Source organism: Herbaspirillum sp. BH-1 (genome assembly GCF_002870055.1).
Lineage (GTDB): Bacteria > Pseudomonadota > Gammaproteobacteria > Burkholderiales > Burkholderiaceae_D > Herbaspirillum > Herbaspirillum frisingense.
On record NZ_PKOI01000007.1, the window covers coordinates 35409 to 49033 of the forward strand.

Genomic DNA, 13625 nt, shown 5'->3' on the forward strand with positions numbered 1-13625 from the left:
CCCCCTCGGCGTCAGGCCCGGCGCAGAGGCAAGAACGGGTAATCCGACAGGGTCAGCGTGAAGCCTTGCGCGCCCTGCGCGTCCAGCACCGCATGGGCACCCAGCGGCAGCGTGACCAGGTCGCGCACATGCCCGAAGGGCAGCCCGGTGACGATGGGAGTGGCAATGCGCTGGCGCAGGAAGGCCAGCATCGCCGTGAAATCGTAGCCGTTGTCGATCTCGGCCAGCCGGTAACCGGAAAAATCACCCAGCACGATGGCCTGCTGTCGCGCCAGCACACCGGCCTGCTCCAGTTGCAGGATCATGCGTTCGACGCGGAAGGGATGTTCATTCACATCTTCCAGAAACAGAATGCCGCCGTCCATCCTGGGGAAGCGCGGATGGCCCACCATGTGCGCCACCATGGCCAGGTTGCCCCCCCATAGCCTGCCCTCGCAGCGCACATCCGGGCTGAGCGGATCGGTATGGCGGTCGCCAATGGCGGGACGCCCGGGATCGCTCTCCCCCTGGTAGTTGCGCACCACCACCTGCGGCGAGCTCAGGGTGCGCCAGAAGGTCGCCAGCGCCGGCCAGTTGGGGGCCAGGGCGCCGAAGTCGCCGCAGAGCATCGGGCCCTGGAAGCCGGCGTGACCGCACTGGTCCAGCAGGACGCACTGCAGCGCCGTGAAATCGCTGTAACCCACCAGCAGCTTGCCGCTGGCGGCCAGGGCCGGAATATCCAGCACCGGCAGGATGCGGCTCATGCCGTAGGAACCGCGCAGCCCCAGGATCACGTCAATGTCGGGATCGGCGGCCGCTTCCATCAACTGCGCGGCGCGCTGTTCGTCGGTGGCGCCAAAGCGCTGATAGCGGTGGGCGTGGTCATAGAAGTTGCGCACCCGGCAGCCCAGCGACTCCAGCAGGGCCACGCCACGCTGCACGCCCTCCGGGTCCAGCCCGGCATGGCCGCAGGGGGCCACGATGGCCACGCCGGTGCCAGCCGGCACCAGTCCGTCGAGAAGTTCGCGCCCTGCTGTCATGCTGCTCCACCTTGTTGTTCACCTTCAGCGGACGTCGACTGCAGGCGTTGTTGCTTCACCTGTTCGCGCCGCATGGCGAAGAATTCTTTCAATAACTGCCCGCATTCCTCAGCCATCACGCCACCCAGCAGTTCGGTGTGATGGTTCAGTTTTTCCTGCTCGAACAGGTTCACCACCGAACCGCAGGCCCCGGTCTTGGGATCAGCCGCGCCATACACCACCCGCGCCAGGCGCGCATGCATCATGGCGCCAGAGCACATGACACAGGGCTCCAGCGTCACGTACAGCTCGCAGCCGGGCAGCCGGTAGTTGCCCAGCTTTTCGGCGGCGCGGCGCAGGGCCATGATCTCGGCATGCGCCGTCGGATCATGCTTGCCGATGGGCTGGTTGAAGCCGGTCGCGATGACCACCCCATCCTTGACCACCACCGCGCCTACCGGCACCTCGCCCAGCGCCCAGGCGTTGTTGGCCTGGTCGAGCGCGGCGCGCATGTGGCGCAGGTCGGCTTCGGTTGCCGCCAATGGCGTCGGTGCTGTCGACGGCGTAGTCGCCTCGAGCGGAAGCGAAGCGTCCATCAGTCGGCCGTGATCTCGGCCCAGCAATTGGGCGTTTCATGCAGCACCAGCTTTTGCAGATGCAGGCCGGTGCCATAACGGTCCTTGTAGGCCGCCTTGAGGATGGCGAAGGCTTCGCGGGCCAGGTTTTCAACGGTGGGAATGCTGCCGATGACCACCGTCTTGTGGCCCGGCAGGCTGGCCAGGAAGTCGCGCACCGGCGCGTCCTTGTCATAGACCAGGAAGGCATGGTCCCAGACATCGACCAGGTGTTCCTTGGCCAGGGATTTGATGTCGGAGAAGTCCATGATCATGCCGTTGTCGGAATTGCCCTCGATATCGATGACGGCGCCCGTCAGGGTGATTTCCAGCGTATAGCGGTGGCCGTGCAGGTTGCGGCACTGGCTCTTGTGGTCCGGGATACGGTGGCCGGCGTCGAATTCGAGTTTGCGGGTAATGGTCAGCATGAATGTTTCTTCAAGGAAGCCCGCCGCAGCTTGCGCGCAGCGGGCCGGGATGAGGTCATTGTAATCACGCGGCGCAGCGCCGCATGAAGAAAAAAGCAAAATCGCTCAGGGAATATTGAGCAGCTTGTGGGTCTGGATGCTCAGCTTCCACTTGGGATTGTGCTTGACCATGTCGATGGCCATGCGGGTATTGGCGGCCGCCTGCGGCCCATCCATGGGCTGCAGCAGGAAGTGCTGGAAATCCAGCTTTTCATACTCCGCCAGCGGCTGGCCGGCCTGCGGCACCACCACCTTCAGCTCGCTGCCGCGCAGCACCTTCAGCTCGGCCCCCATCTTGGGGCTGACGCAGATCCAGTCCACCCCGTCCGGCACGGCAATGGTGCCGTTGGTCTCGATGGCGATTTCGAAGCCCACCGCATGCATCGCCTCGATCAGGGCGGCATCCAGCTGCAGCAGCGGTTCACCACCGGTAAAGACCACGTACTTGCTGGCCGCATAGCTAGCCGGCCAGAGGCTGTCGATCATCGCCGCCAGTTCGCCAGCGCTCTTGAACTTGCCGCCGTTCTCGCCATCGGTGCCGACGAAGTCGGTGTCGCAGAACTGGCAGATGGCGCGGCTGCGGTCTTCCTCGCGCCCGGTCCACAGGTTGCAGCCGGAAAAACGGCAAAAGACGGCCGGACGACCGGCGTGCGCGCCCTCGCCTTGCAAGGTATAGAAGATTTCTTTGATGCTGTAGGTCACGATATCGGAGCGGGCGGACCGCAGAAACTGGGCAGGCTGGCCGGGGCCGGCTGCCATGCTGACGCCTGGTTGGAGCGACATTTTTAACGGAGGCCCTCATTATAGCCGCTCCCCACCGGCCCGCATGCGTTTGCCGCCCCGCAAGCAGCTCAGGCCGTGCTCAGCGCCACCACCGGATCCAGCCTCGCCGCCCGCCGCGCCGGCATGTAGCCGAACAGCAGCCCGGTCAGCACGGCGCAGCCGAAGGCCGCCAGCATGGCGGTCAGCGAAAAGATCAGCGGCACCCCGGCCGCCATCAGCGCCAGCCCCACCGCCACGCCCAGACCCACGCCGGCGGCACCGCCCACAAGCGTCACCAATACCGCCTCGGTGAGAAACTGGCGCAGGATGTCACGCTGCCTAGCACCGGTGGCCAGGCGGATGCCGATCTCACGGGTGCGCTCGCGCACCGTCATCAGCATCACGTTCATCACGCCGATGCCGCCCACCAGCAGCGAGACCGCCGCCACCAGCGACAGCATCATGGTCATGGTGTCGCGCGTGCTGGCTTCGGCGGCGATGGAGGCGGCGGCATTGCCGATGCTGAAGTCGCGGATACCATGCCGCTCCAGCAGCAGGGCTTCCAGTTGCTGCTGGGTGTCCTGGATGCGACCGACGTCGGCCACCGCCATGACCGTATAGGTCGGCTCGCGCTGGCCGAAGACCTTGGCCCCGGCCGTGGAAAAAGGCATGAGCAACAGGTTGTCTTCGTCCCGGTCCCCACTGAGGGCGCCCTTCTCGCTCATCACGCCGATCACCTGGAACGGCGAATTGCCGATCAACACCATCTGCCCCACCGGGTCCGGTACCTCCGGCATCAGCTCGCGCGCCAGCCGGTAGCCCAGCACCGCCACCGAGGCCAGTTCGCGTTCGTCCTCGGCCGTGAAGAAGGCGCCCCGCGCCAGCGGCCAGGTCTGGACCTCGGGCAGACCGGCGCCGGTGCCGCGCACATAGGTCTGGATATCCTGATTGCCATGGCGCACCACCTTGTTGCCCGTCACGTTGGGCAGGACATGGGTAATGTTGGGCAGGTCGGCCACCGCCTCCAGGTCTTGCAGGGTGATGCTGCGCCCCGGGATGCGCGAACTCTCGCCGATGGCGGCCATGTACATCAGGTTGGAGCCGAAGCGTCCCAGTTGCGCCACCACCTGCTGGCGCGTGCCCAGGCCGATGGCCATCATCACGATCACCGAGGCCACGCCGATGACGATGCCCAGCAAGGTCAGCGCGGTGCGAAAGCGGTTGACCCACATCACCCGCCAGGCAGCCCGCGCCGCCTCGCGCAATTCGTCGCGCCAGCGGCGCGCCGGTGGCTGGCTGGCGGCGGCCTCGCGGAGATCGGGCATGGCCTGTGCAGGTGCATCCGGGGCCGCGCCGCTGTCGCCGATGATGCTGCCATCTCGCACCTCGATGACACGCCTGGCCTGAGCGGCCACCTCACGATCATGGGTGATGAGGATGATGGTGTGGCCGGCATCGGCCAGTTCATGGAACAACTGCATCACCTCGGCGCCGCTCTGGCTGTCCAGCGCCCCGGTGGGCTCATCGGCCAGGATGATGCGGCCGCCGTTCATCAGGGCGCGGGCGATCGACACCCGCTGCTGCTGGCCGCCGGAGAGCTGGTGCGGCCGGTTGTCCAGGCGCTGCGCCAGCCCCAGCCGCGCCAATAGCGCCGCCGCCCGTTGCCGTCGCTGCGGTTCGGGCAGGCCGGCGTAGATGGCCGGCAGTTCCACGTTTTCGCAGGCGGATTCGGTGGGAATGAGGTGATAGCCCTGGAAGACGAAGCCGAAGGCCTCGCGCCGCAGCCAGGCCAGGCGGTCGGCATCGAAGGCGGCGACGTCGCTGCCGTTGAACAGATACTGGCCAGCGCTGGGACGGTCCAGGCAACCGAGGATGTTCATCAAGGTGGACTTGCCCGAGCCGGAAGCACCCACGATGGCGACAAATTCACCCTGCCGTATCTGCAGGTCCACCCCGCGCAGCACCTGTACCGCAGGGCTGCCATCCTGGCCGCCATAGTCCTTGCGCAGGTCGCGCAGTTCAATCAGGGCAGCGGCGGTCGCGGCCGCCATCACAGCTGGAACCTCGGCAGACCGCGCCGGCCCGGTTTCTCTGCAATGACGATCTGTTCACCTGCCTGCACACCCTGCTGCACTTCCACGCTGATCCGGTTGCGCACGCCCGCCCGCAGTTCACGCTCCTCGATACGCCCATCGGGCAGCCGTATCCGTGCCAGCAGGCGCTCCTTGTCCTTGCGCACGGCGGCCAACGGCACCACCAGCACGTCACGTGCCGCCGCCACGACGAAATGGACCTGCGCCGTCATCTGCGGCATCAGGGCGCCATCGCGGTTATCGACGTCGAACAGGGCCATGTAGACCACCACCTTGTTGCTGGAGGGCGCCAATGCGCTGTCCAGGCTCTTGCCCTCGCCGCTGGGCGCCGGCAGCACCTGCCGTACCTGCGCCTGCCAGCGTCGCTGGTCGCCGCCGAGGGTCGAGAAATAGACCGGCATGCCGGCCCGCACCTTGCGCACTTCGGCTTCGGACACCTCGGTCCACACCGTCATCACGGACAAGTCCGCTATGCGCAGGATGGCGGGCGTCTGGTAGGTGGCATTGAGGGTCTGGCCTTCGCGGGCCTCGACGTTGACCACTGTGCCATCCATGGGCGCATAGATGCGGGTATAGCCCAGCCGCACTTCGTCGGCCTGTACCGTGGCGACGTTCTGCGTGATCTGGGCCTGGATGTGGGCCACGCGGGCAGCGGCCTGGGCCAATGCGGCTTCGGCGATATCGACGTCCTCGGTACGGGTGGCGCCACCGGCGTCCAGCGCCCGCTGGCGCTGGGCCTGGCGCAGTGTCAAGGCATGCTGGGCCTGCTGCTCGGCCAGTTGCGCACGCAGCCCGCTAAGGGCGGCACGCCCGGCGTCGACCGTCGCCTTTTGCACGCTCGGATCGATCTCGACCAGCAACTGGCCCTTCTTGACCGTATCGCCGGGCTGCACATGCAGGTGCTGGATCTGCCCGGACACCTGCGCGCCGACATCGACGAAACGCCGTGGCTGCAGCTTGCCGACCGCCACCACGCTGGCTTCCACATCACCCCGTGTCACCGCGACCGTATCGTATTCCGGCCCCGCCTGCGCCCACGACCAGGCCAATACGCCCAGCACCGCTGCCAGTGATGCCAGTGCGGCCAGCGTCATGCCCGCGCCCCATCCACGTCTTGACTTGCCCCTGCTCACCCGATCTCCTTGCTTGCCACAAAAAAGCCGGACCGGCCAATGGCGCGATCCGGCAAGCCTTGCTCTCAGAACTCCACGCGCGCGTTCAGGCTCAGGGTGCGCGGTGCACCGGCGAAGATGTAGCTGTCGCCGTTGTAGACCCAGTAGCGGCGGTCGGCCAGGTTCTGTACCTGGGCATTGAAGGTGACGTCCTTGCCGCTCAAGCGGGTGCGATAGACGGCGCCGACGTCCATGACGGTGTAGGCGCTCAACTCACGCTGGGGGGCGCCGGTGTCGAGCTTGGAGCGGCCGACATGGCGCAGGCCGCCGTTCATGCTGAGGCCGGCCACACCCGCGACGCGGTACCGCACACCGGCGGTGGCCTGCATGCGCGGTGCGCCCACCACCTGCTTGCCAGCCAGGTCGGCGGAATCGCTCTGGTACTTGGCGTCCAGCCACATGAGGCCGCCCTCCAGGTTCAGTGCCGGGGTGAGCGCATAGCGACCGGACAGGTCCAGGCCCTGGTAGCGGGTCTCGCCATCCTGCACCAGCGTATTGGCCGCGTTGACATACTCCGCCGCCCGCTGCATGCGGAACACCGCCGCCGTTGCGCTCCAGTTGGCCTGCTCGACCTTCACGCCGGCCTCGATCTGCTTGCTCTTCAAGGGCGGCATGACCTCGCCGGCATTGGCCGTGGTATCGCCCGCCGTGCCACCGCGCTCCAGCGCTTCGACATAGCTGACATAGGTGGTCAGGCCGGCCAGGGGCTTGAACATCAGCGCCACCGTGGGCGTGACCGGGGAACGCTGGTAGGTCGTCGTCTGCACACCAATCCGGTTGTAACCACGCTGGTCGAAGCGGGTGTAGCGCAGCCCGCCGATGAGCGACCACTGCTCGCCCAGGCTCAGGGTATCGCTGGCGAAGAGTGCGTTCTGCACGATCTCCGAACCCCGGTATTGGGAATGGCCGGCGTTGCTGATGCTGCCCACGCTGAGCAGCGAATCGCGGTAGATGTTGCCGCTACCCACGGCCGTACTGGTCGAGGCGCGGTCGGAGAGCACCTCGTATTGCTGACGGCTGGCGCCGAAGACCAGTTGATGACCGATCGCGCCAGTCTTGAGCTTGCCCTCCAGCATGGCCTGCAGCTGCTGATACTGGAAGCTGTAGAGTCCGCCATAGACCTGCGTGCTGCTATTACCCAGCGCATCGTTGATGCTGATGTCGCCATAGACGTAATCCACGTCTTCACGGGCGTAGCGATAGTTGAAGCTGGATTTCCAGTCCGGATTGAGCTGCCATTCCAGGCCGGTGCTCACGACGATGTTTTCATTGCTGAAATAGGCCCCTTCAGGTTGCTGGCGGGTGCGCGGATCGATGGCCGTCGGCAGGTCCAGGCCGCTGGACAGGCTCATGCCCCAGAAGGCATTGCCATTGGACTTGCGACGGGCATAGACGGTATCGAAACTGAGCTTGAGGTCCTGGGTCAGCCTGAGGTCGGTGGCCAGCGAGGCCACGGTACGATCCAGCGAGCCGCCCTTGAAGTAGGTGCCGCCCTGCTCCTGCACCAGGTTGATCCGGTAGCCCAGGCGCTGGTCGTCGCCGGCGCGACCGCCAATGTCGATGTGCTTGGAGAACAGCGAGCCGGTCTTGTAACCGACATCGACGGCAAACAGATTCTCGTCGGTGGGCCGCTTGAGCACATAGTTCATGATCCCGCCCGGCGAGCCGAAGCCATACATGAAGCCCGACAGCCCCTTGAGCAGCTCCACCCGCTCGAACACTTCCATGGGCAACAGGTCGTTGCCCCAGCCCGGCAGGGCCAGGCCATCCATCTTGAAACCGTTGGTATCATCGATGCCCAGGCCGCGCACCAGCAGCGAGGACCCGCGCCCGTATTCGCCGCTGGCCGAGGTCACCGACGGGTCATAGCGAAAGGCCTGCTCCACGGTAGTGACCTGGCGCTCCTGGATATCGTCCTTGTCCACCACGGTGATGGAAAACGGCGTCTCCAGCAGCGAGCGCGATCCCAGCGCGCCACTGCTGGCCGGACGCTGCAGGCCGGCACCCGGATCGGCAGCGCTGGTGGCCACCACGGTCAGGGCCGGCAGGCTGGAGGACTGCGCCGGCAACTTGCGTACGTGAATGCTGCCATCCTCGCGTTGATCCGCCACCAGGCCGCTTCCGGACAACAACTGTTCCAGCGCGCGACTCACCGGCAGATTGCCTTCCACGGCCGGCGCCTGCCTGCCGCGCAGCAATGCCGGATCGACCACCAGCAGGCGATGCGCACTGGCGGCCAGGCGGTTCAAGGACTGGTCCAGCGGACCGGCAGGAATGGACAACGGCAGACTCTGCTCGGCCGCCACCGGTGTGGCCGCACTGGCCGGCATGACCAGCGCGGCACCGGCCAGCAGCAGGCTGCCTGCCATCAGGACATGGGCGGTGGTGGACAGCGCCCTGAGCGGACGGGTTGCACCGGTGGTGCCGTGGGCGCGATGGGTGGTGGCGGTAGAACGAAGCGACTGATGGCGCATTATTGTTATCCTCGTTAGCGATGAAAAGTGAAGGTCTTCATCTGCTTTACGAACGAGAATCCAAAAGTGCTATGGCTGGCCGGATTTTTTCTGCACGGCAGCGACCACCCGGGTCCAGTAGCGCGTGTGACGCTGGATGCGAATCGGGAAGGCATGCTCCAGCGCCGCCAGCACGCGATCGGTATCTTCCAGCGGGAAGACGCCATTGACCGGGATCTGCGCCACCGCATCATCAACCTGCAACAGGCCCGGCCGATAACGCCCCAGCTCGGCCAGCAGATCGCCCAGGGGCCGCTCGCGGGCGATCAGCATGCCCTGGGTCCAGGCCTGCGCATTCGGATCGAGCGCAGCGACCGCGCCCACTGTGACATCGTCGAAAACCGCCTGCTGCCCCTGCCCGACCAGCGCGCTCCCCACGGCGTTGCGTGCCGGGGTGATGCGGACCGCACCTGCCATCACCTCGACCCGACTGCGGCCGGCCTGGCGCCATCCGGGCGACGCTTCCTGGCGCACTACGAAGCGTGTCCCCAAAGCCTGTACCCGCCCCTGGGCCGTATCCACATAAAAGGGCTGCTCCGCCCAGGCTGCCAGGTGGGCGGTCTCGACCATGATGGCACCGCGTCGCAGCACCAGCCGCCGCAGCCCATCGGCGAAGCGGATATCGACAGCGCTATCGCTATCAAGCACCAGTCTGCTGCCATCGGGCAGCAACATCTCGCGCCGTTCACCGATGGCACTGCGCTGATCGGCGGTCAGCGCCAGGTAGGCGTGGCGGCGGTCGTAGCACAGCGCCCCGGTGCCGGCGACCAGCAGCAAGGCCAGCACCTGACGTCGGCTCGTCCGGACAGGGCCGCGGGGGCCTCGGGCGCCACGGCCGCGCAAGGCCTGGCCCGCCGCCTGCGACGGCATGCCCTGCAGCATGCCCTGGAAGCGGCTCACCGCTTCCCACTGCCGGGCATGGGCCGGGTTGGCCACCAGCCAGGTGGCGAAGGCCTGTCGCTGCGCGGGGGTGACTTCACCGGAGGCCAGGATCACGAACCATTGCAAGGCCTGGTCCAGGGCGTCTCCGGTGACATCATCCGCGGCGTCCGGGTGCGGAGTCGCGGCGCTCAGCATGCGCAGACGGGTTCGCCGCACTGCTGCATGGCGAGGAAGCAGGCCCGGGTGGCCGTGAGCATATGCTTGCGAACAGTGGCAACGGCGATGCCCAAGGACGCGGCGATAGCGCTATATGTCATGCCGTCGAATTGCGACATGAAGAAGGTTTCCCGCACCTTCGGCGGCAGACCTTCCAGCGCGGCATCGATGGCGGCCAGGGTCTGCTGCACGATGAGGGTGTCTTCATGGGATGGCGCATGGGCTTCGGGCAAGGCTGCCAGGGCCTCCAGATAGGCTGCCTCCAGCTTGCGACGGCGATGCAGGTCGATCATCAGGTGCTTGGCGATCTGGACCAGATAGGGGCGCGCCTGCTCCGGGTTCGGCATGCTGCGCCCTGTCGCCACCCGGATATAGGTGTCCTGCACCAGATCGGCCGCGTCGCCACGGTTACCCAGCTTGCGTTGCAGCCATTGCAGCAGCCAGCCGTGATGGCCGCTGTACATCCTTTGCAATGCATCGCTTTCCTGCCTGTCGAGTAACCGGGCTTCCATGAGCATGATTTTTAATAATGAGAATCATTATTATATGGAAGCAGTTCGGATTTGTCAGTTTTCAGTCCACGAAACTGATCACTTGCGCCATTCCAGGGGTTCGCCGGGCTCGGGCAGGTCCAGTTTCAGACCCAGGCGTTCAATCAGGCGCCGGGCGTCGAACGGCGCCTTGACCTTTATATCGTTATCGAAATAGCAATAGATATCACGACTGGCGCGCTGCCGTGGCGCACCAGACGCAATGCGCGGCCCCTGCGCCGGCTGACCGCCCCCGGCCCAGGCCCGGATGCGTTCGGCCCAGGCGTCGATGGCCTCATCGCTGTAACCGCTCTGGTAGAGGCGCTTGTCACCGTGCAGGCGCAGATACATGAAATCAGCCGTCACATCTTCCTGGTAGGGCCATTTCTTGGGCGCATCGGCCACCACCAGCGCGACCTTGTACTTGCGCAGCAGCTTGATGAAGGACTCGTCAACGAAGCTGTCATGGCGGATTTCCATGCCATGGCGCAGCTTGCGTTTCCTGTCGATTTCCAGCTGCACCCTGCCCTCCATGCGCGGCTCATGTCCACGGGCCAGCTTCTGTGCGGCTTCGGTATCGTGCGGCAGCAGGCTCAGGAAGTGCTCCAGGGCCTCCGGCTCATAACTGAAACTGGGCGGGAACTGCCACAGGAAAGGGCCTAGTTTTTCCTTCAGGTTGAATACGCCGGAGGCGAAGACATTGGCCAGGGCGCCATCGATATCCTTCAGCCGACGGGTATGGGTGATGAAGCGATTGCCCTTGTGGCTGAAGACGAAGCCGGGTGGTGTGGACTCATACCAGCGCTGATAGCTTTCCGGCCGCTGCAGGGCATAGAAGGAACCGTTGAGCTCGATGCTCGGCAGCATGCGCGAGGCATAGCCCAGCTCGTCATCCTGGCGCAACCCCTTGGGGTAGAAACTGCCGCGCCAGGGCGCGTAACGCCAGCCGGAGATACCGATCCAGATCTTGCCCATGCCTGCCTCCTCGATCCTGTTCATGCACGGTGTGACCGGGGTGGGCGGACTTGGTGCCGGCCAGCGCGGCAGTAGCACGCTGCTGGTACACTGCTGCCCTTTGATCGACCGCCCGCCTTATCCCCTTTTTCCTCCTTTTGCGTCCTTTTCCTTAAAATTGCAGGCCCATTCCATGACCGCCATCACCCAATTCCGCCTCGGCTCCCCCGCTCCCGAACATGACCACCCCGTCGAAGAGCGCCGCCTGGAAGGCAATCCCCTGCGCACCACCTGGAACCACTTCACCAGCGCCAGCGGCGACATGAACGCCGGCATCTGGGCCTGCGAAAAAGGCAGCTGGCGCATTGCCTTTGCACCGACCAAAGATGAATATTTCTACGTGCTGGAAGGTCGCTGCCGCGTCATTGATGAGCAAGGAAAGGCTGCCGAAGCCGGCCCTGGCGATGCCATGGTGATCCCGGCGGGTTTCAAGGGCGTGTTCGAGGTGGTGGAGCCGATGCGCAAGCACTATGTGATCGTCGAGCGCGGCGGCGCTTGAGACGATGCAAGCCGCTCTCCATTACCACCTTAAATCCGATAAAACGTGTTTTAACGCTCAAACCACCACTTAAAACACAATCAAGGATAATTAATAAGCTTGCCGCTCAACAGGGATAAATCTATAATTTTGGGTATTAACCGGCATTAATTCTGATAAGCCCCATCATGTTGGATTTAAATCTCAGCAAACCTGATGAAGTGGTCAAGCGGCTCTGCGAACGCTTGCGCACGGAGCGGCTGGCGCAGGCAATGACGCAATCAGACCTGGCCGGGCGCGCCGGCATCGGCGTCAATACGGTGTCCAACCTGGAAGCAGGCCGCAACGTCGGATTCGAGAACATCGTCCGGGTGGCCATGGCCCTTGGCAGGATCAAGGAGCTGGAAGCCCTCTTCCTGCCCAGGCTGGACAGCATCGAGGATATTCTCCGGTACGAGCAAAGCGCCCGCCGTCAACGTACCCGGAGAAAGTCCGATCATGCCTGAGCAAGTCGACGTCTACTACGAAGGCTGGGGCGAGCGCTGGCGCTGGGGCCGGCTGATCTCAACCACCCTCCTGACGGGGCGGCCACAGATCGCCTTCGAATACAGCAACGAAGCCAGGCAACGTGGCCTGGAACTGTCTTCCCACACCTTGCCCCTGAAGGGGCCGGCGCTACGTCGCGACTTTCCCACCCATCAGCTAGGCCTGCCCGGACCGGTCTATGACGCCCTCCCCGACGGCTGGGGCATGCTGCTGATGGACCGCCTGTTCCGCCGGCATGGTCTCACCACGGCACGCATCGGCCCACTGGAGCGACTGGCCTATATCGGTCGCAACGCCATGGGTGCGATGAGTTTCGAACCGGTGGCACCCGAGGGGAAAGCGCCGGTTTCGCATATTCCGCTGGAACAGTTGGCCATCGAGGTTCAGGATGTGCTGCACGGCGACGGGGGGCAATTCCTGCAGGCCTTGCTGTCGGTGGGCGGCTCACCGCAGGGCGCGAGACCGAAGGCCCTGGTCTATCGCGATCCCCGTAGCGGTGCCATGACGACGGTTGCCACACCGGGTTTCGAAGCCTGGCTGGTGAAATTCCCGGCGCGCGACGAGCATCCCGAAGTCTGCGCCATCGAGATGGTCTATGCACATTGCCTGCGCTTATGTGGCATCGACACGCCCGACACACACTATTTCACTTTACCGGATGCCATGGCCGCTTTCGCCAGCAAGCGCTTTGATCGCGTGGACGGGATGCGGGTCCCCATGCAAAGCCTGGCCGCCTTCACGGGTGCGGATTACCGCACGCCCGGTGCGCTCGACTACGTCAATTTCATGCGTGCCACGCGCTTGTGTACCAACGATGTCCGAGAAATGGCGCTGGCCTATACGCGCGCCGTGTTCAATGTTGCGTTCCACAACAGAGACGATCACCCCAAGAACTTTGCCTATCTCATGTCTGCGGATGGCCGGTGGAAACTGGCGCCGGCCTACGACATCACCTTTTGCGAGGGGCCGCAGGGATACCACCAGATGGACGTGATGGGGGAAGCATTGACGATTTCGCGCGCGGAGATGCTGCGACTGGCCGCCGAAGCCGAGGTCGCGGAGGATGTGGCCAGCGATCTCATCGACAGGATTTGCGACGTGGCGCGCCGGTTTGCAAGCTTGGGTGAAGAACTTCATCCCGGTGCGGTCAGACCTGACACGCTGCGCACCATCCAGCAGCAGATTGACCGTAACGTGGCGCTGCTGCGCTAGCGTGGGCCGGATCGACGGCGCAGGTGAGCGGCTTCTGAGCGTGATCACGTACCCGTGGTTGCGCGCCGCCCCTCACGATTGGATCAGGAACATCTTCCGAATTGAAAAAGGGAGCTGCACGCTCCCTT

Annotated in this window: 13 protein-coding genes; 3 read left to right on the forward strand and 10 right to left on the reverse strand. The window is 64.8% G+C overall.

Translation table 11 applies throughout. The annotated features are described in order from the left end of the window. Positions 1-11 precede the first annotated feature (11 nt). The 10 genes from ldcA to HBH1_RS11475 all read right to left on the reverse strand — a co-directional run bounded on the left by ldcA (position 12) and on the right by HBH1_RS11475 (position 11222). Positions 12-1019, reverse strand: a complete 1008-nt coding sequence (ldcA, locus tag HBH1_RS11430) for a muramoyltetrapeptide carboxypeptidase (RefSeq protein WP_102662863.1) — start codon at positions 1017-1019, stop codon at positions 12-14. After that, entirely contained in the window at positions 1016-1594 is a 579-nt protein-coding gene (gene tadA, locus HBH1_RS11435) for a tRNA adenosine(34) deaminase TadA (protein WP_338073376.1), read from the reverse strand. Before tadA ends, ldcA begins: the two co-directional genes overlap by 4 nt. After that, positions 1594-2040 carry a 6-carboxytetrahydropterin synthase QueD gene (gene queD, locus HBH1_RS11440; RefSeq protein WP_006712655.1) on the reverse strand — a complete coding sequence of 149 codons (447 nt, stop codon included), beginning with the start codon at positions 2038-2040 and terminating at the stop codon, positions 1594-1596. The genes tadA and queD overlap by 1 nt, the downstream gene beginning before the upstream one ends. Before the next feature lie 105 nt (positions 2041-2145). Beyond that, positions 2146-2781 (reverse strand): 7-carboxy-7-deazaguanine synthase, encoded by a 636-nt coding sequence (queE, locus tag HBH1_RS11445; protein WP_102662999.1) that lies wholly within the window; start codon positions 2779-2781, stop codon positions 2146-2148. Between the two features lie 149 nt (positions 2782-2930). Then, complete coding sequence (locus tag HBH1_RS11450; protein ID WP_102662864.1) at positions 2931-4892, reverse strand: MacB family efflux pump subunit; 1962 nt, start codon at positions 4890-4892, stop codon at positions 2931-2933. Next, on the reverse strand, positions 4892-6028 hold the full coding sequence (locus tag HBH1_RS11455; protein ID WP_102662865.1) for an efflux RND transporter periplasmic adaptor subunit: 1137 nt from the start codon (positions 6026-6028) through the stop codon (positions 4892-4894). Before HBH1_RS11455 ends, HBH1_RS11450 begins: the two co-directional genes overlap by 1 nt. A 104-nt stretch (positions 6029-6132) precedes the next feature. Next, positions 6133-8580, reverse strand: coding sequence for a TonB-dependent siderophore receptor (locus HBH1_RS11460; protein ID WP_102662866.1), 2448 nt, complete (start codon positions 8578-8580; stop codon positions 6133-6135). Positions 8581-8649: 69 nt separating this feature from the next. Beyond that, entirely contained in the window at positions 8650-9696 is a 1047-nt protein-coding gene (locus tag HBH1_RS11465; protein WP_102662867.1) for a FecR domain-containing protein, read from the reverse strand. Then, positions 9690-10190, reverse strand: coding sequence for a sigma-70 family RNA polymerase sigma factor (locus tag HBH1_RS11470; RefSeq protein ID WP_369878615.1), 501 nt, complete (start codon positions 10188-10190; stop codon positions 9690-9692). The genes HBH1_RS11465 and HBH1_RS11470 overlap by 7 nt, the downstream gene beginning before the upstream one ends. 117 nt (positions 10191-10307) lie before the next feature. Continuing rightward, positions 10308-11222: a DUF72 domain-containing protein gene (locus tag HBH1_RS11475; protein ID WP_102662869.1), complete on the reverse strand. Its 915-nt coding sequence runs from the start codon at positions 11220-11222 to the stop codon at positions 10308-10310. A gap of 172 nt (positions 11223-11394) precedes the next feature. On the opposite strand from HBH1_RS11475, the gene HBH1_RS11480 reads away from it, so the two are divergent. From HBH1_RS11480 to HBH1_RS11490, 3 genes are all read left to right on the forward strand, one after another. Next, on the forward strand, positions 11395-11760 hold the full coding sequence (locus HBH1_RS11480; protein ID WP_102662870.1) for a cupin domain-containing protein: 366 nt from the start codon (positions 11395-11397) through the stop codon (positions 11758-11760). Positions 11761-11927: 167 nt separating this feature from the next. Then, the gene (locus HBH1_RS11485; RefSeq protein ID WP_102662871.1) at positions 11928-12245 is read left to right on the forward strand and encodes a helix-turn-helix domain-containing protein; all 318 of its coding nucleotides are present in this window, start codon (positions 11928-11930) and stop codon (positions 12243-12245) included. Then, complete coding sequence (locus HBH1_RS11490; RefSeq protein WP_102662872.1) at positions 12238-13497, forward strand: type II toxin-antitoxin system HipA family toxin; 1260 nt, start codon at positions 12238-12240, stop codon at positions 13495-13497. The genes HBH1_RS11485 and HBH1_RS11490 overlap by 8 nt, the downstream gene beginning before the upstream one ends. Positions 13498-13625: the final 128 nt, after the last annotated feature.

Coding starts and splice junctions, on each gene's coding strand:
- ldcA (WP_102662863.1), bottom strand. CDS start 1,019: ATGACAGCAGGGCGCGAACTTCTCGACGGACTGGTGCCGGCTGGCACC.
- tadA (WP_338073376.1), bottom strand. CDS start 1,594: ATGGACGCTTCGCTTCCGCTCGAGGCGACTACGCCGTCGACAGCACCG.
- queD (WP_006712655.1), bottom strand. CDS start 2,040: ATGCTGACCATTACCCGCAAACTCGAATTCGACGCCGGCCACCGTATC.
- HBH1_RS11450 (WP_102662864.1), bottom strand. CDS start 4,892: ATGGCGGCCGCGACCGCCGCTGCCCTGATTGAACTGCGCGACCTGCGC.
- HBH1_RS11455 (WP_102662865.1), bottom strand. CDS start 6,028: ATGACGCTGGCCGCACTGGCATCACTGGCAGCGGTGCTGGGCGTATTG.
- HBH1_RS11460 (WP_102662866.1), bottom strand. CDS start 8,580: ATGCGCCATCAGTCGCTTCGTTCTACCGCCACCACCCATCGCGCCCAC.
- HBH1_RS11465 (WP_102662867.1), bottom strand. CDS start 9,696: ATGCTGAGCGCCGCGACTCCGCACCCGGACGCCGCGGATGATGTCACC.
- HBH1_RS11475 (WP_102662869.1), bottom strand. CDS start 11,222: ATGGGCAAGATCTGGATCGGTATCTCCGGCTGGCGTTACGCGCCCTGG.
- HBH1_RS11480 (WP_102662870.1), top strand. CDS start 11,395: ATGACCGCCATCACCCAATTCCGCCTCGGCTCCCCCGCTCCCGAACAT.
- HBH1_RS11485 (WP_102662871.1), top strand. CDS start 11,928: ATGTTGGATTTAAATCTCAGCAAACCTGATGAAGTGGTCAAGCGGCTC.
- HBH1_RS11490 (WP_102662872.1), top strand. CDS start 12,238: ATGCCTGAGCAAGTCGACGTCTACTACGAAGGCTGGGGCGAGCGCTGG.